The following is a 20,458-nucleotide window of genomic DNA, read 5'->3' as shown; positions in this document are numbered from 1 at the left end:
AGACATGACCGACCTTCCGAATACAGCCAAAGCCGTCATTATCGGTGGCGGGATCATCGGCTGCTCGACCGCCTATCACCTGGCCAAGCTGGGCTGGACCGACACGGTGCTGTTGGAGCGTAAAAAGCTAACCTCGGGCACCACCTTCCACGCGGCAGGGCTGGTAGGGCAGCTGCGTTCGAACGCGAATATTACGCAGCTGCTGGGTTACTCGGTTGATCTGTATAACAAGATCGAAGAGGAAACTGGGCTTGGTACCGGCTGGAAGATGAACGGCGGACTGCGTCTGGCCTGTAACGAGGAACGCTGGACCGAGGTGAAACGTCAGGCCACCACCGCGCATTCCTTTGGTCTGGATATGCAGTTGCTGACGCCGTCTGAGGCGCAGGAACTGTGGCCGCTGATGGACGTCTCGGACGTGATCGGCGCGGCTTATCTGCCAACCGATGGACAGGCGAATCCCTCGGATATCACTCAGGCACTGGCCAAGGGCGCCCGCATGGCCGGGGCGAAGATATTCGAAGATACCAAAGTCACCGATATCGAGATCGAAGATGGCAAAATTCGTGCGGTAATCACCGAACACGGTCGGATCGAGTGTGAAAAAGTGATCTGCTGCGCCGGGCAATGGTCCCGCACCTTTGCCAGCCGCTTTGGCGTCAACGTTCCTCTGGTTCCGATGGAGCACCAGTACATGGTGACTGAACCTTTCGACGTGCCCGGCAATCTGCCCACTCTGCGCGATCCCGACCGGCTGACTTACTACAAGGAAGAAGTCGGAGGTCTGGTCATGGGCGGCTATGAGCCGAACCCGATTCCCTGGGCCACCAAGGGTATTCCGCAAGGTTTCCACTATACCCTTCTCGACAGCAACTTCGATCATTTCGAACAGCTGATGGAACTTGCGCTGGGGCGCGTGCCCGCGTTGGAGAACGCTGGCGTCAAGACGCTGACCAACGGGCCGGAAAGCTTCACGCCCGACGGCAATTTCATCATCGGCGAAGCGCCCGAGTTGAGGAATTTTTTCGTCGGTGCGGGCTTCAATGCCTTTGGCATCGCGGCTGGCGGTGGTGCGGGCATGGCGCTGGCGGAATGGGTGCACAAGGGTGAGCCGCCCTTCGATTTGTGGTCTGCCGATATCCGCCGCTTTGGCCGCCCGCATTTCGACACCGACTGGGTTCGCACACGTACCGTCGAGGCATATGGCAAACACTACACGATGGGTTGGCCGCATGAGGAACATGACTCGGGCCGCCCCTGCCGAAGATCGCCGCTTTATGACACGCTGAAAAAGCAGGGCGCGTGTTTTGGCGAGAAACTGGGCTGGGAACGCCCCAACTGGTACGCGGACGCGTCAAAGGGCGAGGTGCCCAAGGATGAATACAGCTTTGGCCGCCAGAACTGGTTCGATGCTGTCGGGCGCGAACATAAAGCGGCACGCGAAGCGGCTGTGTTGTTCGATCAGACCTCTTTCGCCAAATTCGCCCTCAAGGGCCCGGATGCTTTGGCGGCGATGAACTGGATCTGTGCCAATGATGTGGACAAGCCGGTTGGTGCGCTTGTCTATACCCAAATGCTGAACGACAAGGGCGGGATCGAGTGTGACCTGACTGTTGGGCGCGTAGCCCATGATGAGTTCTATATCGTCACCGGCACCGGCTATGCCACCCATGACTTCGACTGGATCAACCGCAGCATTCCCGAGGGCATGAATTGCCAGCTGTTCGATATCACCTCATCGAATGCGGTTCTGTCATTGATGGGGCCAAAATCGCGTGAGATTCTGGCGGCGGTGACGCGCGATGACGTCTCGAACAGCGGATTCAAGTTTGGCACGATCCGCACCATCGGGATCGCGGGGTGCCCGGTCAAGGCGCTGCGCGTGACTTATGTGGGTGAGCTGGGCTGGGAACTGCACCTGCCGGTGGAATATGCACAGACCGTGTATGACGCCTTGACGGAGGCAGGGCGCCCGCATGGTTTGATCAATGCGGGCTACAGGGCAATTGAATCGCTGCGTCTTGAAAAAGGCTATCGCGCCTGGGGCTCGGATATCGGGCCGGATCATACGCCGTTCGAAAGCGGCTTGGGCTGGGCCGTGAAACTCCGGAAAAATATTGATTTCAAAGGGCGCGCCGCCTCTGAGGCGCAAAAAACCGGCGGCGTAAAGAAGATGCTGGCATGTTTCACGGTTGACCCCGAGGTTGTTCTTCTGGGGCGTGAAACGATCTATCGGAATGGCGAAAGGGTCGGATGGCTGACTTCGGGCGGCTATGGTTACACCGTCGGAAAGTCGATCGGCTACGGTTACATCCGAAACGCCAACGGTGTCGACGCACAATACGTCACATCAGGGACATATGAATTGGATGTCGCCACTCAGAGGGTTCCTTGCGAAGTGACGCTGCAACCGCTTTACGACCCGCAGATGAGCCGGGTGAAGACCTGACCCGAGGGTGCAAGAGCTGATCAACAGACACACGCACAGCGATCGGAACACACGGGGAAAGCATGCAAACAGGGCAAATCCGCCCCGAATGTGCGAAAGTTCGTCGAATCTGACGGGTTTCGATCCATAAGCCATTGATAAAGTTTCAGTATTGTCACACCTCATGCCCATCTGAAAACTGAACTGCAAGACTTCTCATTCAGCTTTCAGGGTAAACAACCTTTCATCCGTCGGAGATTGGATGACTTCAGCCGAAAGGACCGGAAATGGTAACCCCAGATGCGTTGACTGAGCATGCGATGAAGATTGCTGATATTGCCTCGGAATCCGCGATGCATTTTTTTCGGGGGTCTTTGGGCATTGAATTCAAACAGGATGAAAGCCCGGTGACGCAGGCCGACAAGGCAGTTGAGGCAGAAGTACGTACCTACCTGAAACAGCATTTTCCCGGACACGGCATCTTTGGCGAAGAGCACGGGCAAGAAGCAGGCGACGGGCGTCATATGTGGGTGATTGACCCGATTGACGGAACCCGTTCGTTTCTGTCCGGCCATCCTTTGTTCGGGTTCCTTTTGGCGCACCTTGTGGATGGGCGCCCTCGGTTGGGGCTGGTCGGAATGCCGGCCTTGCATGAGACCTATTTGGGTGTGGTTGGTAACGGGGCCAGCCTGAACGGGCGGCCGATAGAGGTGTCGCACACCACGCGTCTGGATCATTCGGTTTTGTATGTGAATGAAGGCGACAAGATTTTTTGCGACCATCCTGACCTGTTCAACCGGTTGATGAATGCAGGGCAGACGCGCCGATTTGCCTATGATTGTTACCCCCATGCCTTGCTTGCTTCGGGCCATGTCGATGCTGTGGTGGATTACGATCTGCAACCTTATGACTATCTGGCGCTTTCACCTCTGATCACGGCTGCTGGCGGAGTGATGACCGATTGGCAGGGGCATGCGTTGACCCTCGATTCAGATGGCGCGGTCGTTTCCGCCGCAACCCCTGAACTGCATGCTGAACTGCTTGACCTCATCAATGCTGAGAAATGAAAGTGTTGCGCAACCTTGGAAAACTAGCTTCCGCGATCAGATTTGAACAAATACAAAAAGACAAAAAGTGATCCTATAGACGTTGTGACGATTCCGACGGGCAACTCCTGCGGGGCCAGAAGAAGGCGTGACAAGATATCGGACAATGTCAGCAGAATCGCGCCCACGATCGCCGAGACGATCAGCAGGTTTCGGTGCAGAGTACCGGCGATGCCGCGTGCAATATGAGGCACCATCAGCCCGACAAAGCCGATGACACCGGCAACTGAAACGAAACTGGCCGTCGCCAAAGCGGCAACGAAAAACATGCTGAACCGCAGACCTTGAACGGGAATACCCAGTGACGAGGCTGTGAAATCCCCGGTCAGCAGCGCGTCAAGCCACCGACTGCGATAAAGTGAATAGCTCAGGATCAGGCCCAGTCCGATCAGGACAAGCGGGAATGTTTCCCATCTTGCCAGTCCCAGGCCGCCAAGCATCCAGAATATCACCGAATGAGCCGCGCGATTGTCGCCAGAGAAAATAAGGTAGTTGGTGATTGCGGAAAACAGAAAGGACACCGCCAGGCCAGCCAGGATCAGTTTTTCGGGTGCGCTCGTACGCAAGCCCTGAACCAGCGCCAGAACAATGCCGGACGCGATCAGGCCACCGCAAAATGCTGCCAGCGGCAACGTCCAGATTCCCAGGACATCCCCTGTGACGGTGATCACCAGAACGGCGCCGGCAGCAGCACCCGAGGACAGACCGAACAGAAACGGATCTGCCAGATCGTTTCGCGTCGTTGTTTGCAGAACGACACCAACGACGCCCAGCCCCGCACCAATCACGGCGGCAAACAGGGCGCGGGGCAGGCGAAGGTCGAAGACGATCCGGTGCAAGGGCGACATGTCTCCTTCCACCATACCGGTTCCGAGGCCGATTGCCGAAAAGACTTCGCGCACGGGGATTGGGGTGGTCCCATAGACGATCGACAACAGCAAAAGGGCGGTCAGAACAACCGCCCCCAGCACTATCAAACGGCCCAATTGGACCATATCAGTTGGTCTCCGGGTGCATCGCCTGTGCCATCTTCTCGATCGCCTCGATATTTGCCGGGCCGGGAGTCAGCTCTTCGTAACGCAGGCCAATCCAGCGCTCGTTCTTTACCGCGTCCGTTTGTGACATCACCGGGTGATCCTTGAGGAACTGGAAAGTGTCCTCTGCGCCGTTGCCGGACTGATAGTCGAGCAGCACCAGAAATTCCGGGTTAGCCGCTGCCACAGCTTCCCACGACGTGCGGCCCCAGCTGGTATCCAGATCATGAGTTACGTTCTCACCGCCAGCGGCTGCGATCATCGCATCGGGAATGGCGAACTTGCCGGCGGTAAACGGAGCATCGGCCGGTCCGTCCAACAGGAATACCCGCGGCTTTTCCAGATCGGCTGTTTTTGCTTGAATGGCGGACAACTTGTCCTTCCAGCCGGCAACCAGCGCCTCGGCCTTGTCTTCGACCTGCATGACCTTGCCCAGGCGCAGAACGTCATCAAACAACAGGTTCATGCTGGCTTCGGGGCGATCCTCGTCCAGATGCACGCAGCTTTCGGTCAGGATCATGGTCTTGATACCAAAGGGTTCCAGCGTGTCGGGCGTGACATCTCCGCCGGGTTTCATGCCATAGTACCAACCGGCAAAAAACAGATCAGGTTCGACGGCCACAAGGTTTTCAATCGTCGGGTATTTGGGGGCAAGCTCTGGGATGTCGCCGCGCTGAGCATCAAAGTCAGGGCTGGTTTTGTACCAGCCCGAAATCCCGGTAAGTCCCACGATCTCGTCCTGAAGGCCGAGTGCAAAGGCCATATCCGCCATGTTCATATCATGCACGACCAGACGTTCCGGCGCCGAGTCAAAAACCAGCGGTTCGCCGCAATTGTCCACGGTGACGGCTTCCGCTGCCACGCCACCTGCCAAGCCAGCGAAGACAACCACCGGCCAGAGTTTCTGCATCATATGTAAGCTCCTGTTATTATGACAGTTTCCGTTTTCGGATGTCCAGTGCGGGGATCGTGCGGCCTTCGTGCTGAAAGCACAGATAATCCACGCCGAATGTCTCACTTACCCGGTCTGGGGTCAGAACTTCGCCAACAGGCCCGAACCCCGTCAGGCGCGTGGCTTTCATCAACGCCACATGGGTGGCGAATTCCGGGATCATGACCAGATCATGGACGATCATGACGACCGTTACCCCCAGATCAGCGACCAGAGACAGCATGTGCCCCTTGGCATCGGGGTCCAGATGGTTGGTTGGCTCGTCCAGAAACAGCAAGGACGGGTTCTGGGCCAGCGCGCGCGCGATGTGCGCGCGCTGACGTTCTCCGCCGGACAGTTGACCCATCGTTTTGTTGGCAAAATGCAACAGCTCGGTCGTCGTCAGCACCCGTTCAAGATCAGCCCTGTGCTGAGTCACCGAACGTTCGCCCTGAATCGGGATTTGCCCCAGCGCAACGTAGTCTTGCAGGCGCATCCGCCCGTCGGGCATTTCCTGCTGCCCGACCACAGCAATGGAGCGGGCACGTTGGCGGGCGGACAGGGTCCGAAGGCTTTGTCCTTCTATCCAAACATCGCCCAACGCAATCCGTTCAATCCCGCACAGCAGTTTCAGCAGAGTGGTTTTGCCGGCGCCGTTCGGCCCGGCGATTGCCAGAATTGATCCTTCTTCCAGACGAAAGGACACATCCTGCAACAGGATGTCGCCATTGAGCGCGTAGTATTCCAAATTCTCTGCAATCAGAAAACTCATGATGACCCCCCGAAAGGCAACGCGGGAATTCGCGATAAGGTCTTTGCGAAAAGGGCAGGGGGGCGGTCCGAGGCACTGGTCCAGCCGTCGTCGCTGTCGCCGAACTGGATCGCAAATTCGACCAAGGCAGACAGATCGCGAGTTGTCGTGATATCGCCAAACAGGTACTGCGCTTTGCCCGGGGCCTGAAATCCGACGGTCATGGCCCGTTCACAACCTGCCATGCAGGCCACCATTCGGGTTTCAAAACCGTCAGGCAACCGGGCATCCAGCGCGTCTTGTGCGGCTTCGGCAGACATCGTCCCCTGACATGTTGAACAGATCAGAACGTAGTGATCAGAATAACAGGTCATTGCCTTCTCCGTCGTTTGCCAGATGCAGACAGAGGGCACATACCCGGATATTACGCAAACGCGCCATCAAGCCTCCTTCCGAGACGCCCCGCCTCGGGTTGGTTCATAGTGTGATGGCAGGTCTCCTGACTTGCGGGTCGTTGCTCGGCCGACCTTCCCAACCCTTTTGGGTCAGTGGTGAAGTGGCGTCGCTCACCGCTTACAGTTGCGGGGGCAGTCACGGACTTGGCACATTCCAGCGCCGCACCGTGTTCCCATTTTCATCCCTTACGGAACCATCCCGCTCAGCTAGTCCGGCTACGCCTGACTTGTCAAGCGGCAGGCGAAAGGGTAGTGGACGGAATTGCAACGGTTGAGCCAGCGATCCTGCTGCGCCAGCCCGGACCGAACGGTGTCAATAGTCTGATACAAGAAGAAAATCCGGTTCGGTATCTTCCTCAACCTTTGAAAACCGTGGGATTGGCTTTTCAAACACATTGTCCGTTCGGTCGTCATTCACGGTCGATACCTCGCCAATAAGGCAATCACCGCGCTCGGCCCAGAAAGCGTGCCAGATGCCGGGCATCAGAGTTACGCTTTGCCCCGGCTTCAGCCGCAAGTGCTCTTCGGGTTGCAAGGTTACAGGGCAGGCATCGCTTGGGACCGTCACCGGGTTGTCGCGGTCGACGCCACCGTTTGGATCCGACGCATGGATTTCCAGAACGAGATCGCCGCCGCCCCGGTTGATGATGTCTTCTGCCTTGATGATATGCCGGTGCATCGGAGAAAGCTGATTTTCTTTCGAGATCAACAGTTTTTCCGCATAGAGCATCCCGCGCCCGGATTTCAGATCCTTCGCCTCACCATTGCGCAAAGTGAATAGAAACAGTCCAAGTTCATCAAAACGGCCCTGGGCGTAATCGGTAATGTCCCATCCCAGCCCGCGGCTGCGGATCGTTTCGGCCAGAGGGCTGCGCATTTTCTCGGGCGACCAATCCGCAAAGGGTGGCAACACGGCACCGAAGGACTGAATGAACGCCTGTGCCCGGGTCTTGATACGGTTGATTTCGGATCGTTTCATCATGCCGTCCCACAGATCAAAGTTCGTGCGCCCAGGGGGGTTCTGCCCCGGCTCGGGAAACGGTCACGGCCGCCACGTCAGCGCCCAGTTCCATGGCTGCTTGCAGGCTTTCAACCGTCAATCCGCGAAGACCTGACTTGGTCAGATGCCCTGCGCGGCTGAGCTCGGTCAGAACGCCGGCGTTGAACGTGTCACCTGCGCCGATCGTATCGACCACTTCAACGGGTTTCACGGGAACCGAAACTTCGGAACCATCCGCCAGGTAACCGTGCGCCCCGTCACTGCCGCGCGTGACGATGACAACGGAAGGACCCGCCTGCAACAGCACAGACGCTTTCGCGGCTTCGGATTCAGCGCCCGGAATAATCCAATCCAGGTCCTCGTCTGAAACCTTTACGATATCCGCACGCGAGATCATGCGGTTCAAACGCGTCCGAAACCGGGTTTGATCCTTGATGAAATCCGGGCGAATATTCGGGTCCAGCATCACCGCACGGTCGGAACCGTGGCGGTGCAGAAGGGCGGCATATGCATCTGCGCAAGGTTCACACGCAAGGCTGATTCCGCCGAGATACAGGGCAGAGACAGCGGGAAGCTGATCGGGCATGTCCTCGGGCAGCAACATCCGGCCTGCGGTGTTTTCATCAACAAAGCTGTAAGACGCGTGTCCATCCGAGAGCTGCACAAAGGCAAGCGTGGTAGGGCGGTCCGAGATGATGACATGTGTCGTGTCCACATGGCTCGCTTTCAGCGCATCGATCAGTTGCTGGCCGAACATGTCCGATGACAAACCTGTCAGCATCCCAACCGGAACACCCAGACGTCCCATCGCGACGGCAGTGTTCAGAACTGCACCACCAGTATGTGGCACAAAACCAATTGCGCCCGACGCGGTCGGTTCTGAAATCATATCTATCAGCGCTTCACCACAGCACAGGATCATGTCTTGGTCCTTCTTGGTACAGAGAATTCGGTCAGTCTGGTTGCTGTCTCAGCGCGTTCTTGCAGAAGTTGTTTGCGCCGATGATTCCGAACTCTGCCTGTTCAGACACGTAAAGGTTCAGGGAGCGGCGCAAGTCGCTGAAGCGGCCGCCGCCGTTGAACGCATCCTTGAAGTTGTCGCTGAATAGCCAGCGGTTTTTCTCGGCAACGCCGCCGACGAGAAAAACGCCTCCCTCTGGCATCAAGGTGACCGCCAGATCACCCATCAAAGCACCCAGATGGGTGGTAAAAATCTGCGCTGCTTTTTCGGCGACCAGATCGGTGCCGTTGCGGGCATCGTTCAGAATGTCCTTTGCAGAGCGCGCCTGAGTCCGCGCCTGACCGGCTGCCAATTCAACCGCCTGATACAGGATTGGCAGGCCGGTTCCGCTCAGGAACATTTCTGCTTCAAGCGCCAGGCTGTCGCCAAAGAAACAGCCCGGTGCGATGCGACGTGCCGCCTCAAAGATATCAACTTCGTCGCGATGGCGCGGGTACAGGCCGACGTGCCCGCCTTCGCCGGAGACCGTGTGATACCTGCCTTCGGAAAAAAGCAAAGCACCAACGCCAAGCCCGGTTCCGGGCCCTACAACCAGCCGTGTGCCTGCGGGCGGCGCCTCCTGACCCTGCAAGACCGCAACATCCGACCGAGTCACCTCGGCCACTGACCACGCCGCAGCGGTGAAATCATTTATGACAAAAGTGCGCTCTGCTCCTGTTGCTTTCGTCAGCTCGGTTTCCGAAAGATCCAGGTTCGCGTTGGTCAACTGAATCGTTCCGTCCCTGACCGGCCCGGCTCCGGCTGCTACGACGGCCTGTGGGTTGGTTCCGATCTCGTCCCTGAGGTCATGGAACGCCTCGAGCAGATCTTCCAATGTCCCCGTAGGGTGTTTCCGAAGATCTGCCAATTCTCCGTTCGTAACAACGCCCAGACGTGTGTTCGTACCGCCGATATCCGCAACCAGGTTCCAATGCTCATGCACGGCACCGAATGGTTGCGCTAACGGCTGAGAGACACTCTGACCCCCGGACAGGGCGGATTTCAGCGCCATGAAAGACGCTTTGGGCGTTCTCGCAAGTGTTTCGAAATCCACGTCCACCAGTCCAAACCTCTTCTCGTACCCGAAGGCCCATTCATAATTGTCCAGCAGCGACCAGACAAAATAGCCATTCACCGGAACACCTTGTGCCAAAGCGTCCAGTACGGCCGCAAGGTGCTTGTCGAGATAATCGATACGATCATCGTCCTGCACGCGCTCCTCACTCGCCATACCGTTTTCGGTGATATAGATTGGCAGGGCGCCCGTATAGTCTTTCCTTGCTCTGACAAGAAAGCGGGTTAGGGCAGAGGGATCGATTTCCCATCCCATCTGCGTTTTGGGTAACGGTCCGGGAACCTCTTGCAGGCTGGGCCAAGCGGTGTCCGCCGGGGCTATCAACTTTCGAGTATAGTAGTTCAACCCGCACCAATCGACTTGTGTGCCGATGGTTTCAAAGTCGTTCTGCCAGCTCTTGGGCAAGTGCGGCTCCAACCCCTCCAGGGCTATTTGGGGATATTCCTTGTTGAAAACACCGCCAAGGAAGAACCGGTTGTAGATCGCATCGTAGCGATCTGCCGCAAGCCGCGCATCTGCGCTGTCATCCGCGGGCTCGGACCATTCGAGGTTGAACACGGCACCCAGATTGCTCATCCCAAGACTGCGCATGGTCTGAATGGCCCGCCCGTGGGCCAACAAAACGTGATGCATCGCCCGGGCCGCGGCGCGGATATCGCGCAGACCGGGCGCATGGTGGCCTTCAAAATGGCTCAGCCAACTGACGCACCAGGGTTCGTTGATCGGCGCGGCACTGAACATCCGGTCTCCGATCCGACCCATGATGACCTGTGTATAATCCGCGAACCAATCCGCGATGTCGCGATTGCACCATCCCCCCTGATCCGCAAGCGCTGACGGCAATTCCCAATGATAAAGCGTCACACAGGGGCGGATACCGCGCTCCAGCAGGGCGTCCGCCAATCGGTCATAATAATCCAACCCTGCCTGATTGACCTGACCACGCCCGTCGGGCAGTACGCGTGCCCAGCTGGTTGAAAAACGATAACAGTCAAACCCGGCCTCGCGCACCAGATCGAAATCCTGCTCGAACCGGTTCAGGTGATCGCATGCGACGTCTCCGTTTTCCCCGCGCACCACGTTGCCTGGCGACGCCGCAAAGGTATCCCAATGAGTTCGCCCCGCCCCGCCCTGTGCGTGGCCTTCAATCTGGTATGCAGAAGTGGCAACACCAAAGAGAAAATCTTTGGGAAAGTCAGCGCGTGCGTATTTCATGGTTGCACCCTGTTGGGCGCAGGGCCGGTTGACCTACCAACGACCAGCTCGGCCTCCAGCAGCCTGGTTTTGACGGGATCATTCGGGGATTTGATGCGCTGGATCAACATGTCAGCCGCCATTTCACCCGCCTGACGGACGGATGAGCGTGTTGCCGTGAAAATCGGAACATCCTGCCCGTTCTTCAAATAGGACAGGTCGTCGTCATGGGCGATCACTGACACATCCGTACCCATCTCAAGCCCGTATTCGGACAGCGCACGCCGTACGCCGATGGCAGAGATCATCGATGAACACAAAATAGCGGTCGGAGGGGAATCGAGGCGCAACATGTTCTGCGTTTCGTGATGGCCGTAAACCTCTGTCATTTCAGCGCTGCGCATCAGATTTGCATCGGGCGCAAGCCCGGCCTGACCAAGCGCCTCAAGATATCCGTCGCGGCGGCGTTGGGCAAAATCCATATCTTCCAGACCGTTGATCAGAGCGATACGGCGATGGCCAAGGTCAATCAGAAAGCGCGTGGCGCGCATGAACGAACTTTTGTTGTTCACGTCGATCCAGTCATACTGAGCGTCGACGCCGGTCGAGCGTCCGTGCACGATGAATGGGACGCCCATGCGGGTCAGGACTTCGATCCGTGGTTCGTTTACTTTGGGGCCTTGCAGCACGACTCCGTCCACCGCGCCGCGCTTAAAAAGACTCCGATACGCTTCTTCAATCGAAGTGTCGTCGGCATTGGTGAACATCATGTCATAGCCATGTTCAGCGTATTTCTTTGCGGCGCCGGCGACGAAATCTCCGAAGATCGGGTTGACCATTTCATGCCGGGACGAGCTGGGAATGACGTGGCCGATCACCATCGATCGTCCGGTCGCAAGCCCTTTGGCGCGACTGTTCGGCCGGTACCCGTGTTTGCGTGCCGCGGCTTGAACGCGCGCACGTGTGTCCTCGCTCACTTCGGGGTACCCGTTCAGCGCCCGGCTGACCGTAGTTTGCGAAAGGCCCAGAACTTCCGAGAGCTGCTTCAGGTTCATTTTACGATTCAAAGCGCCTTAAATTGAGTGGCTTTTTTTTGTTTTGTGAGCAAATACGGCATCCGTCAACTTGTTTTGCGTTAAAAGCAAAAATATAATTTATTTTGGCGCTGGGAAGCAAAATATTGACAGGGTGCCGATGTTAGCGGATAACACACGTCATCCAAAGCGCTTTGAAAGTGAGTCTTTGAGTACATGAAAGCTTGGGAGGAGGATTTGATGAAACACGGGCTTTACGCAGGTGCGGCGGCACTCGCCCTGATGGCCGGATCAGTTCAGGCAGAGGGTGAGATGATCCACGCCGTCGGCGAGGGCAGTTTTGACTGGGATGGGTTTCAGGCCTTTGCCGAAGCGAATGATCTGTCCGGCGAAAGCCTGACCATTTTCGGCCCCTGGCTGGCTGGCGAGGGCAAGTCCTTCGAAAACCTCGTGGCCTATTTCGATGAGGCAACAGGCGCGAATTCCAGCTATGTGGGTTCGGATTCTCTGGAACAGCAGATCCTGATTGATGCGGCCGCAGGCTCGGCGCCGAATCTGACTGTTTTCCCGCAGCCTGGTTTGGCGGCAAACCTCGCAAAACAGGGCTATCTGACGCCATTGGCCGAAGGCACTGCGGACTGGATCAAGGAAAACTTCGCCGCGGGACAATCCTGGGTCGATCTGGGTACGTTTGAGAACGCGGAAGGGTCTGACGATTTTTACGGGTTCTTCTTCAATGTGAACGTCAAATCGCTGGTTTGGTACGTGCCCGAAAACTTCGAAGACTTTGGGTATGAAGTGCCCGAAACCATGGAAGAATTCAAGGCTCTGATGGATCAGATGGTCGAGGACGGCGAGACGCCTTTGTGCGTCGGTCTGGCCTCGGGCGGCGCAACGGGTTGGCCTGCGACGGACTGGGTCGAGGATCTTATGCTGCGTACGCAACCACCTGAAGTCTATGACCAATGGGTTTCGAACGAAATGAAGTTCGATGATCCCCGCGTCATAGCCGCGATTGAGGAATATGGCAGCTTTACCCGGAATGACGACTATGTCGTAGGTGACGCAGACGACACGGCGGCAATCGATTTCCGTGACAGCCCCAAAGGTCTTTTCGATAGCCCGCCCGCTTGCATGATGCATCGTCAGGCTTCGTTTATTCCCGCCTATTTTCCGGAAGGCACCGAATTGGGGGTGGATGCTGATTTCTTCTACTTCCCGGCTTATGCCGAAAAAGACCTGGGGACACCGGTACTTGGGGCAGGGACATTGTTCACAATCACCAACCCAAACCCTGCTGCCGAAGCCTTTCTGGAGTTCCTCAAGACACCTTTCGCCCATGAGATCATGATGTCGCAGGACGGTTTCCTGACGCCACATCTGGGTGCGGACCCGGCGAACTATTCGAATGATTCACAGCGCGGACAGGGCGAAATTCTGACCAACGCAACGACCTTCCGCTTTGACGGGTCCGACCTGATGCCCGGTGCGGTCGGGGCAGGTACGTTCTGGACCGGGATGGTCGATTACTCGTCGGGTGCAAAAGATGCAGCCACCGTGGCACGTGAAATCCAGGCGTCCTGGGACGCAATCAAGTGACCAACTCATGGGGCGGTCCTGAGGCCGCCCCGTTTGCCAAACGGATAGGCGTATCATGACACCCGCATTACAAGGCCTGCTGACGATCGCCATCGGCGTGTCGGGTTGCGTGGGCTACTTCTATCTTTCCAACCAGTTTCTGGACAAAGTCCTGTTTCCGCCGCGCGGGCCAAAGGCGGGCCGAAACATCAACCGTGCGAACTTGATCCGCCCGTGGTTGTTTCTGTTCCCGGCGCTTGCTGCATTGGGGCTGTATCTGGCGTATCCGGTGGTTGAAACCTTGCGCCTTTCGCTTACGGAACGCGTGCCCGGTGGCGGATACCGTTGGGTTGGCCTGGACAACTATACCCAAATGGCGGCGGAGCCGAAGTTTTGGGAAGCCATGCGCAACAACATGTTCTGGCTGATCGTCGTGCCGGCCATGTCAACGGCTTTTGGTCTTCTCGTGGCGCAACTGACCGACCGCATCCGCTGGGGCAACTTTGCCAAATCCCTGATTTTCATGCCGATGGCCATTTCATTTGTTGGTGCATCGGTGATCTGGAAACTGGTTTATGATGCGCGACCAGCGGAACAGGACCAGATAGGCATCCTGAACGCGCTGTACATCTTCTTCGGCGGAACCGAGCCCAACACTTGGTTAACAATCCCCTTCTGGAACAGTTTCTTTCTGATGGTTGTCCTGATCTGGATACAGACGGGTTTCGCGATGGTCATCCTGTCGGCGGCCTTGCGCGGTATTCCCGAAGAAACCATCGAGGCGGCCATTTTGGATGGGGCCAATCCCTTTCAGATCTTCTTCAAGATCAAGGTACCGCAGATCAAAACCACGATCCTTGTTGTTTGGACGACGATCACGATCACCGTTCTCAAAGTGTTCGACATCGTCTTTGCCATGACGAACGGCCAGTGGGAGACGCAGGTGCTGGCAAACTACATGTACGACAAGCTTTTCCGGGCCAATGACTGGGGCGTCGGATCCGCCTCGGCCATGGTGATCATGTTGCTTGTTATGCCGATCCTCGTCTGGAACGTGCGCAACGCGCGCAAGGAGATGGAGTAAGCCATGAGCGATATCGCCGGAACCAAACCCGCGCTCAGATGGGTGGTGCATCTGTCAGTCATCTTCCTGGTGGCTCTTTGGGTCATTCCTACGCTTGGCTTGCTGATTTCGTCCTTTCGGACGGCAGATCAGATTTCGTCCAGCGGCTGGTGGCGGTCGCTGTTTCCCTCTGAACAAAACCTGACGCTTCGCAGTGCCGCGCCCGAGACGCAGGTGCTGGAAAACGGACTGTATGTCATTCAGGGGGCGTTGTTCGGCGAAGATGAGCAAGCAACGATTTCCAGATGGGGGATCAGTTCGCGCGAGGTTGATGCATTTGAACCGGGCCAAACAGCCGAGTTGCGCCGAGGTGGTACGATCACGGTGGATGCGGCGGGCAACTATCGTATGGAAAACACCGAGGAATTCACCGGCAAACGTGGTGCGCGCATCTTCGTAACAGCGGAACTGCCACCCGAGTTCACTTTGGAAAACTACCGAAAGGTTCTTCTGGATCAAAGCAGTACGGACAGCATGGCCAAGGCGTTCTTCAACACGCTGACGGTGACCATCCCTGCAACAATCATCCCGATTCTGGTTGCCGCCTTTGCGGCTTATGCGCTGGCGTGGATGGAGTTTCCCGGGCGCGCCCTGCTGATTGCGGCCGTTGTTGGCCTTTTGGTCGTTCCGCTTCAATTGGCCTTGATCCCGTTGCTGAAATTTCACCTCAATATCGGGATCGGCAAAGGCTATCTGGGAGTCTGGCTTGCGCATACAGGCTTTGGGATGCCACTGGCGATTTACCTGCTGCGCAACTACATGGCCGGATTGCCGCGTGACCTGATCGAAAACGCACGCGTCGACGGCGCTACCGAGTTCCAGATCTTCACCAAGCTGATCCTTCCGCTCAGCTTCCCGGCGCTGGCGTCTTTCGCGATCTTCCAGTTCCTTTGGACATGGAACGATCTTCTGGTTGCGAAGGTCTTCCTGATCGACGCGACAGGCCAGACGACCGTGATGACCAACCGCATCGTCGAGCTTTTGGGGACGCGAGGTGGCAACTGGGAAATTCTTGCGACCGCCGCCTTTGTCTCGATCTTTGTGCCGCTGGTCGTTTTCTTCGCAATGCAAAAATACCTGGTCCGGGGCCTGTTGGCCGGATCTGTAAAATAGAGGCGTCTGATGAACGTGCAGAACAACCTTGAACACGGCAAAGCAACAAAACTGTCTTCGGATTGGTGGCGCGGAGGGGTGATCTATCAGATCTACCCGCGCAGTTTTCAGGACAGCAACGGCGATGGGGTCGGTGACTTGAAAGGCATCACCGCGCGACTGGACTATATCGCGTCGTTGGGTGTTGATGCGATCTGGATCTCACCGTTTTTCAAGTCACCAATGAAAGACTTTGGATACGATGTCAGTGATTATCGCGACGTCGACCCCATGTTCGGAACGCTTGAGGACTTCAAAGTGCTTCTGGATCAGGCGCATGCCAAAGGACTGAAGATCATGATCGATCTGGTTCTGTCGCACACGTCGGACCAGCACCCTTGGTTCAGCGAAAGCCGCAGCAGCCGTGAGAACCCGAAATCCGACTGGTATGTGTGGGCTGACCCCAAGCCGGATGGCACAGCACCAAACAACTGGCTGTCGATCTTTGGCGGCTCGGCGTGGCAATGGGACTCTCGTCGCCTGCAGTACTATCTGCATAACTTCCTGACATCGCAACCGGATTTGAATTTCCATTGCCCGGATGTTCAGGATGCTTTGCTGGACGTCGCACGGTTCTGGCTTGATCTTGGCGTAGACGGCTTTCGGTTGGACACAATCAATTTTTACTTCCATGACAAGGAACTGCGCGACAACCCAGCCCTGCCGATGGATCAGCGCAACGCATCGATTGCACCAGCAGTCAACCCGTACAACCATCAGGACCACCTATTCTCGAAAAGCCAACCCGAAAATATCGCATTCCTTGAACGGCTGCGCGCGCTGACGGACGAATACGAAGGCCGCGCGTGTCTGGGCGAGGTCGGCGATGCGCAGCGTGGGCTCGAGATCATGGGTGAATACACCTCGGGCGATAAGCGGATGCACATGTGCTATGCGTTTGAGTTTCTCGAGAAACGCGCACTGACGGCCAGTTACACCAAACATGTCTTTGACCAATTGCAGGCCAAGGCAGGGGATGCATGGCCCTGTTGGGCGTTTTCGAACCATGACGTGCAACGCCATGCCTCTCGCTGGAATTTGGATGATGCCGCGGCCCGGCAACATGCGGTTCTCATGATGTGCCTACGCGGCTCGGCTTGCCTGTATCAGGGCGAAGAATTGGGCCTGCACGAAGCAGATGTGCCGTTTGAGAAGCTACAAGATCCCTATGGCATCGAGTTCTGGCCCGAATTCAAAGGCCGCGATGGTTGCCGTACGCCAATGGTTTGGCAAGCGCAGGATGAACAGTCCGGCTTCAGCACCGCAGAACCCTGGCTGCCGGTCAGCGTCCAGCAGGCTGAACACGCGGTAGACCGGGCCGAGGCGGATCCGCAATCGATGCTGAACCACTATCGCCGCGCCATCGCACTGCGTCATGCACACCCGGCTTTGGCATCTGGACGCCTGTCTGAGATGAACGAAATAGGTCCGGTTCTGACTTTCCTGCGTGAGGATAGTTCCGAGCAAGTTTTCTGTGCGTTCAACCTCGGATCAGACACCACAGAGGTGAAGGTACCGGACGGCGATTGGCAGTCCATCGGTCTGGAATTGGGTGGCATTCAAGGCGACAATTCAATCACTTTGGCGGCTTCGCAATTCTGCCTGGTGGTTCGGGGAAAGGGATAAGACATGTCTGAACTCAACCTAACGGATGTCGCCAAGTCTTATGGCCCTGTTGACGTTCTGAAGAACATCAATCTCGACATTGAGCAGGGCGAACTGATCGTTTTTGTTGGTCCTTCCGGTTGTGGGAAATCCACTCTGCTTCGGATGATCGCCGGTTTAGAAAAGATTACAGGCGGCACGCTGGAAATCGAAGGGCAGGTCATGAACGATGTACCGCCCGCACAACGGGGCATCGCGATGGTTTTTCAAAGCTACGCCCTGTATCCCCACATGACCGTGCGCGAAAACATGGCGTTTGCACTGAAAATCGCCAAGATGCCTACGGCCGAGATTGATGCTGCGGTAGAGCGTGCCGCCCAAATCCTTCAGCTGGAACCATTCCTGGACCGCCTGCCAAAAGCTCTTTCCGGAGGGCAGCGTCAACGGGTTGCCATCGGGCGCGCGATCGTACGTGACCCAAAGGTGTATCTGTTCGACGAACCCCTCTCGAACCTCGACGCGGCACTTCGGGTGGCCACGCGGATCGAGATCGCGCGTCTGAAAGAGGCTATGCCTGACAGCACCATGATCTACGTGACCCACGATCAGGTCGAGGCGATGACACTGGCCAGTCGGATCGTGGTATTGGCCAACAAGGGCATCGCGCAGGTCGGGACACCGCTTGAACTGTATGAGGCGCCTGACAACGAGTTTGTTGCGCAGTTCATCGGTTCGCCTTCCATGAACCTGCTGTCCGGCACAATCACCGGAACCGGCGAAACGACCACCGTTGAACTGTCATCAGGCGGGATTGCAAGATCCGCGGTTCCAACCGAAGACAGTGACCTGGGGAAAAAGGTCAATATCGGGGTGCGCCCCGAAGATTTGGCGATGACGGAAGACTCCGCGATTCTGTCCGGCAAGGTGGATTTCACCGAAGCCCTGGGCGAAGTCACGCTGCTGTACTTTGAGAAAACCGATGGTGCGGATGCAGTCATTGCAAAGCTTCCGGGGGTTCAGCGGAACCTGCGCGGCCAGACGGTCTCGGTCACGGCCTCACCGGACAAGGTGCATCTGTTCCACAATGGATTGTCCATGCGCAAATAGCAGCGAAACGCAGTTCTTGACAGAATTGCGTTTTGTGTTTCACCATAATTGAAACGTTTCAATGGTGAAAAATGCGGGTATCGGCGCAGCTTTACACGGTTCGGCAATACGGTGACCTCTCGGACCAACTGAAGTTGGTTTCCGCTTGCGGGTTTTCGGATATCGAAACTACCGGTCTGCATGACATGACACCGCAAGAGATGGCACGCATCGTCCATCAATCAGGTCTTAACCTTCGTTCTGCACATTTTGATTGGGAGGAGTTCCACGAGCGTTTCGACGAGATCGTTGAAGTACTGCACCTTTTGGAATGCCAGGTGGCGGTCATGCCTTGGCTGGCGCCACAGGCGCGGCCCGGCACTGTCGAGGGATGGAAGGCTGTGTCGGGCCAGTTGTCCGATTGGGCAGATCAACTTGGAGATCACGGCGTCAGTTTGGCCTATCACAACCACGACTTTGATCTGTTCGGCGCGCCGGGAAAAACACCTCTTGAACTGATTCTGGCGCAAGAAAACATCTATTGGCAGCCCGATATCGGTTGGATTGTCGCGGCCGGTCAGGACGTGGCTGACCTGCTGGTGCGCCATGCGGATCGCATCCTGTCGGTTCATGCAAAGGACGTGGATCCGCAGGGCGGATCAGGCGACAGGCGCTGGCGCAATCCGGGTGAGGGTGTTGTCGATTGGGACGCCACGATACGAGCCCTTTCAAGCACCAAGTGCACCGACCTTTTCGTCGAGCATGATGAAACCGCCGATCACAGGCGCACCTTGCAAATGGGGCGGTTGTTTTTGACTGAACGGCTTGGGGGTATCGGCTGATGGCGCGGGCAACGATCAAATCGATCGCCCGTATGACAGGCTATTCAGTAGGCACGGTTTCAAACGCCCTGCGCGGCGCTTCGTCGGTTAAACGGGAAACGCGGGAAGAGATCCAAAAGGCGGCGTCCGAGCTTGGGTATCGGGTCAATCTGGACGGCCTGAAGCTGCGCACCAATAAATCCTACAGGATTGCGGTATTGGTCAGCGTTTCGGGCAGCGCCGCTGAAGAGTGGGAGGGTGTGGAGTTCACCCGGATCCTGGCCGGAATATCCGACGCGGTTCAAGGGTCACGCTATGAGTTGAGTGTCTTCAGTGTACGAGATGTTGAAGCCGCATTGCAGACCCTGCATTCCATTGTACAGGAAGGGTTGGCAGACGGCGTAATCTTTTCGGGAACTCGGGTGAATGACCCGCGTATCGCCTATCTGCAAGATGAGGGATTTCCGTTTGTCACATACGGGATGAGTGACAGTGCCCAACCACATCCTTACGTGGATCTCGACAGTCAGGCTGCTGCTTTTGATGCAACGTCTCGGCTGCTGGCATTGGGGCACAGGCGGATAGCGCTTATCAACCCGCCGGATGACCTGATCTATGCCCGTCAACGACTTCAGGGATACTCTGATGCTTTGTCGGCCGGTGGCATGGAGTTTGACCCGGCCCTTGTTCTTCCCGGCCCGACCACGGCGAAGACCGGGCAAAGGGCCTTTGCGTCGCTCATGCGAATGCACAACCGGCCAAGCGCCATCATTTGCGCCAACGAGGCGATGACCCTTGGCGCATTGTCCGCCGCCGCCGATATGGGCGTTCAGGTCGGCAGGGATGTCGTCGTCATTTCAAACGACGATCTGAAACTCAGCCAGTATTTCGTCCCCCCACCCAGCACCTATTATTTGCCAATCGGCGAGACCAGCCGCCTGCTGGGTGAATACATGCTAAAAACACTGGACGGCGTTGATCCGTCGGAAACGCAAAAAAAGATCAGGGCCACATTGATCGAGCGGCAACCTGACACCCCGGCGCCGGGTATGGCGCAGACCAACTGAGCCAACAGAGGAGAAACC

General features: G+C 56.9%; 17 protein-coding genes, 1 pseudogene and 1 riboswitch. Of the genes and pseudogenes, 9 read left to right on the top strand and 9 right to left on the bottom strand.

Features of this window, described 5'->3' with window-relative positions:
• Positions 1-4: 4 nt before the first annotated feature.
• Together I9185_RS09780 and I9185_RS09775 are read left to right on the top strand one after the other, a co-directional pair.
• Entirely contained in the window at positions 5-2,449 is a 2,445-nt protein-coding gene (locus tag I9185_RS09780) for an FAD-dependent oxidoreductase (RefSeq protein WP_210092932.1), read from the top strand.
• A 266-nt stretch (positions 2,450-2,715) separates the two neighbouring features.
• A complete protein-coding gene (locus I9185_RS09775) occupies positions 2,716-3,495 on the top strand; it encodes an inositol monophosphatase family protein (RefSeq protein WP_171636161.1) in 780 nt (259 codons plus the stop codon).
• 23 nt (positions 3,496-3,518) lie between these two features.
• On the opposite strand, the gene I9185_RS09770 is transcribed toward I9185_RS09775, so the two are convergent.
• The 9 genes and pseudogenes from I9185_RS09770 to I9185_RS09735 all read right to left on the bottom strand — a co-directional run bounded on the left by I9185_RS09770 (position 3,519) and on the right by I9185_RS09735 (position 12,029).
• Complete coding sequence (locus tag I9185_RS09770) at positions 3,519-4,529, bottom strand: iron ABC transporter permease (RefSeq protein ID WP_171636159.1); 1,011 nt, start codon at positions 4,527-4,529, stop codon at positions 3,519-3,521.
• 1 nt (position 4,530) lies between these two features.
• The gene (locus I9185_RS09765) at positions 4,531-5,481 is read right to left on the bottom strand and encodes an ABC transporter substrate-binding protein (protein ID WP_245223510.1); all 951 of its coding nucleotides are present in this window, start codon (positions 5,479-5,481) and stop codon (positions 4,531-4,533) included.
• Between the two features lie 16 nt (positions 5,482-5,497).
• Positions 5,498-6,271: an ABC transporter ATP-binding protein gene (locus tag I9185_RS09760; RefSeq protein ID WP_210092931.1), complete on the bottom strand. Its 774-nt coding sequence runs from the start codon at positions 6,269-6,271 to the stop codon at positions 5,498-5,500.
• Positions 6,268-6,624, bottom strand: coding sequence for a DUF1636 domain-containing protein (locus I9185_RS09755; protein ID WP_210092930.1), 357 nt, complete (start codon positions 6,622-6,624; stop codon positions 6,268-6,270). Before I9185_RS09755 ends, I9185_RS09760 begins: the two co-directional genes overlap by 4 nt.
• 97 nt (positions 6,625-6,721) lie before the next feature.
• A riboswitch (cobalamin riboswitch) is annotated at positions 6,722-6,919 on the bottom strand.
• 99 nt (positions 6,920-7,018) lie between these two features.
• Entirely contained in the window at positions 7,019-7,684 is a 666-nt protein-coding gene (locus I9185_RS09750; RefSeq protein ID WP_171723793.1) for a D-lyxose/D-mannose family sugar isomerase, read from the bottom strand.
• Positions 7,685-7,700: 16 nt separating this feature from the next.
• Positions 7,701-8,627, bottom strand: a complete 927-nt coding sequence (locus tag I9185_RS09745) for a carbohydrate kinase (RefSeq protein ID WP_210092929.1) — start codon at positions 8,625-8,627, stop codon at positions 7,701-7,703.
• A 31-nt stretch (positions 8,628-8,658) separates the two neighbouring features.
• Complete coding sequence (locus I9185_RS20425) at positions 8,659-9,717, bottom strand: ROK family protein (RefSeq protein WP_245223526.1); 1,059 nt, start codon at positions 9,715-9,717, stop codon at positions 8,659-8,661.
• A pseudogene (locus tag I9185_RS20420) lies at positions 9,694-10,995 on the bottom strand (GH1 family beta-glucosidase); the annotation flags it as partial. The pseudogene I9185_RS20420 and the gene I9185_RS20425, both read right to left, overlap by 24 nt.
• The gene (locus I9185_RS09735; protein WP_210092927.1) at positions 10,992-12,029 is read right to left on the bottom strand and encodes a substrate-binding domain-containing protein; all 1,038 of its coding nucleotides are present in this window, start codon (positions 12,027-12,029) and stop codon (positions 10,992-10,994) included. The pseudogene I9185_RS20420 and the gene I9185_RS09735, both read right to left, overlap by 4 nt.
• A 219-nt stretch (positions 12,030-12,248) precedes the next feature.
• Here I9185_RS09735 and I9185_RS09730 point away from each other — a divergent pair, with 219 nt between their 5' ends.
• From I9185_RS09730 to I9185_RS09700, 7 genes are all read left to right on the top strand, one after another.
• Positions 12,249-13,607: an ABC transporter substrate-binding protein gene (locus I9185_RS09730; protein ID WP_171169554.1), complete on the top strand. Its 1,359-nt coding sequence runs from the start codon at positions 12,249-12,251 to the stop codon at positions 13,605-13,607.
• A 55-nt stretch (positions 13,608-13,662) separates the two neighbouring features.
• On the top strand, positions 13,663-14,670 hold the full coding sequence (locus I9185_RS09725) for a sugar ABC transporter permease (protein WP_210092926.1): 1,008 nt from the start codon (positions 13,663-13,665) through the stop codon (positions 14,668-14,670).
• Between the two features lie 3 nt (positions 14,671-14,673).
• Positions 14,674-15,822, top strand: coding sequence for a carbohydrate ABC transporter permease (locus tag I9185_RS09720; RefSeq protein WP_171636140.1), 1,149 nt, complete (start codon positions 14,674-14,676; stop codon positions 15,820-15,822).
• A gap of 9 nt (positions 15,823-15,831) precedes the next feature.
• Positions 15,832-17,487, top strand: coding sequence for an alpha-glucosidase (locus I9185_RS09715; protein ID WP_210092925.1), 1,656 nt, complete (start codon positions 15,832-15,834; stop codon positions 17,485-17,487).
• Between the two features lie 3 nt (positions 17,488-17,490).
• Positions 17,491-18,573, top strand: coding sequence for a sn-glycerol-3-phosphate ABC transporter ATP-binding protein UgpC (gene ugpC, locus I9185_RS09710; protein WP_210092924.1), 1,083 nt, complete (start codon positions 17,491-17,493; stop codon positions 18,571-18,573).
• A gap of 71 nt (positions 18,574-18,644) precedes the next feature.
• Positions 18,645-19,394, top strand: a complete 750-nt coding sequence (locus tag I9185_RS09705; protein ID WP_171636134.1) for a sugar phosphate isomerase/epimerase — start codon at positions 18,645-18,647, stop codon at positions 19,392-19,394.
• Positions 19,394-20,440, top strand: a complete 1,047-nt coding sequence (locus tag I9185_RS09700; protein WP_210092923.1) for a LacI family transcriptional regulator — start codon at positions 19,394-19,396, stop codon at positions 20,438-20,440. Before I9185_RS09705 ends, I9185_RS09700 begins: the two co-directional genes overlap by 1 nt.
• The last annotated feature ends 18 nt before the right edge of the window (positions 20,441-20,458 follow it).

This window comes from Ruegeria sp. HKCCSP346 (assembly GCF_017872595.1).
GTDB lineage: Bacteria > Pseudomonadota > Alphaproteobacteria > Rhodobacterales > Rhodobacteraceae > Ruegeria.
This window is presented reverse-complemented; position numbering and strand designations above follow the sequence as displayed.

Coding starts and splice junctions, on each gene's coding strand:
- I9185_RS09725 (WP_210092926.1), top strand. CDS start 13,663: ATGACACCCGCATTACAAGGCCTGCTGACGATCGCCATCGGCGTGTCG.
- ugpC (WP_210092924.1), top strand. CDS start 17,491: ATGTCTGAACTCAACCTAACGGATGTCGCCAAGTCTTATGGCCCTGTT.
- I9185_RS09730 (WP_171169554.1), top strand. CDS start 12,249: ATGAAACACGGGCTTTACGCAGGTGCGGCGGCACTCGCCCTGATGGCC.
- I9185_RS09705 (WP_171636134.1), top strand. CDS start 18,645: ATGCGGGTATCGGCGCAGCTTTACACGGTTCGGCAATACGGTGACCTC.
- I9185_RS09775 (WP_171636161.1), top strand. CDS start 2,716: ATGGTAACCCCAGATGCGTTGACTGAGCATGCGATGAAGATTGCTGAT.
- I9185_RS09770 (WP_171636159.1), bottom strand. CDS start 4,529: ATGGTCCAATTGGGCCGTTTGATAGTGCTGGGGGCGGTTGTTCTGACC.
- I9185_RS09735 (WP_210092927.1), bottom strand. CDS start 12,029: ATGAACCTGAAGCAGCTCTCGGAAGTTCTGGGCCTTTCGCAAACTACG.
- I9185_RS09755 (WP_210092930.1), bottom strand. CDS start 6,624: ATGACCTGTTATTCTGATCACTACGTTCTGATCTGTTCAACATGTCAG.
- I9185_RS09780 (WP_210092932.1), top strand. CDS start 5: ATGACCGACCTTCCGAATACAGCCAAAGCCGTCATTATCGGTGGCGGG.
- I9185_RS09745 (WP_210092929.1), bottom strand. CDS start 8,627: ATGATCCTGTGCTGTGGTGAAGCGCTGATAGATATGATTTCAGAACCG.
- I9185_RS20425 (WP_245223526.1), bottom strand. CDS start 9,717: ATGGCGCTGAAATCCGCCCTGTCCGGGGGTCAGAGTGTCTCTCAGCCG.
- I9185_RS09715 (WP_210092925.1), top strand. CDS start 15,832: ATGAACGTGCAGAACAACCTTGAACACGGCAAAGCAACAAAACTGTCT.
- I9185_RS09720 (WP_171636140.1), top strand. CDS start 14,674: ATGAGCGATATCGCCGGAACCAAACCCGCGCTCAGATGGGTGGTGCAT.
- I9185_RS09760 (WP_210092931.1), bottom strand. CDS start 6,271: ATGAGTTTTCTGATTGCAGAGAATTTGGAATACTACGCGCTCAATGGC.
- I9185_RS09765 (WP_245223510.1), bottom strand. CDS start 5,481: ATGATGCAGAAACTCTGGCCGGTGGTTGTCTTCGCTGGCTTGGCAGGT.
- I9185_RS09700 (WP_210092923.1), top strand. CDS start 19,394: ATGGCGCGGGCAACGATCAAATCGATCGCCCGTATGACAGGCTATTCA.
- I9185_RS09750 (WP_171723793.1), bottom strand. CDS start 7,684: ATGAAACGATCCGAAATCAACCGTATCAAGACCCGGGCACAGGCGTTC.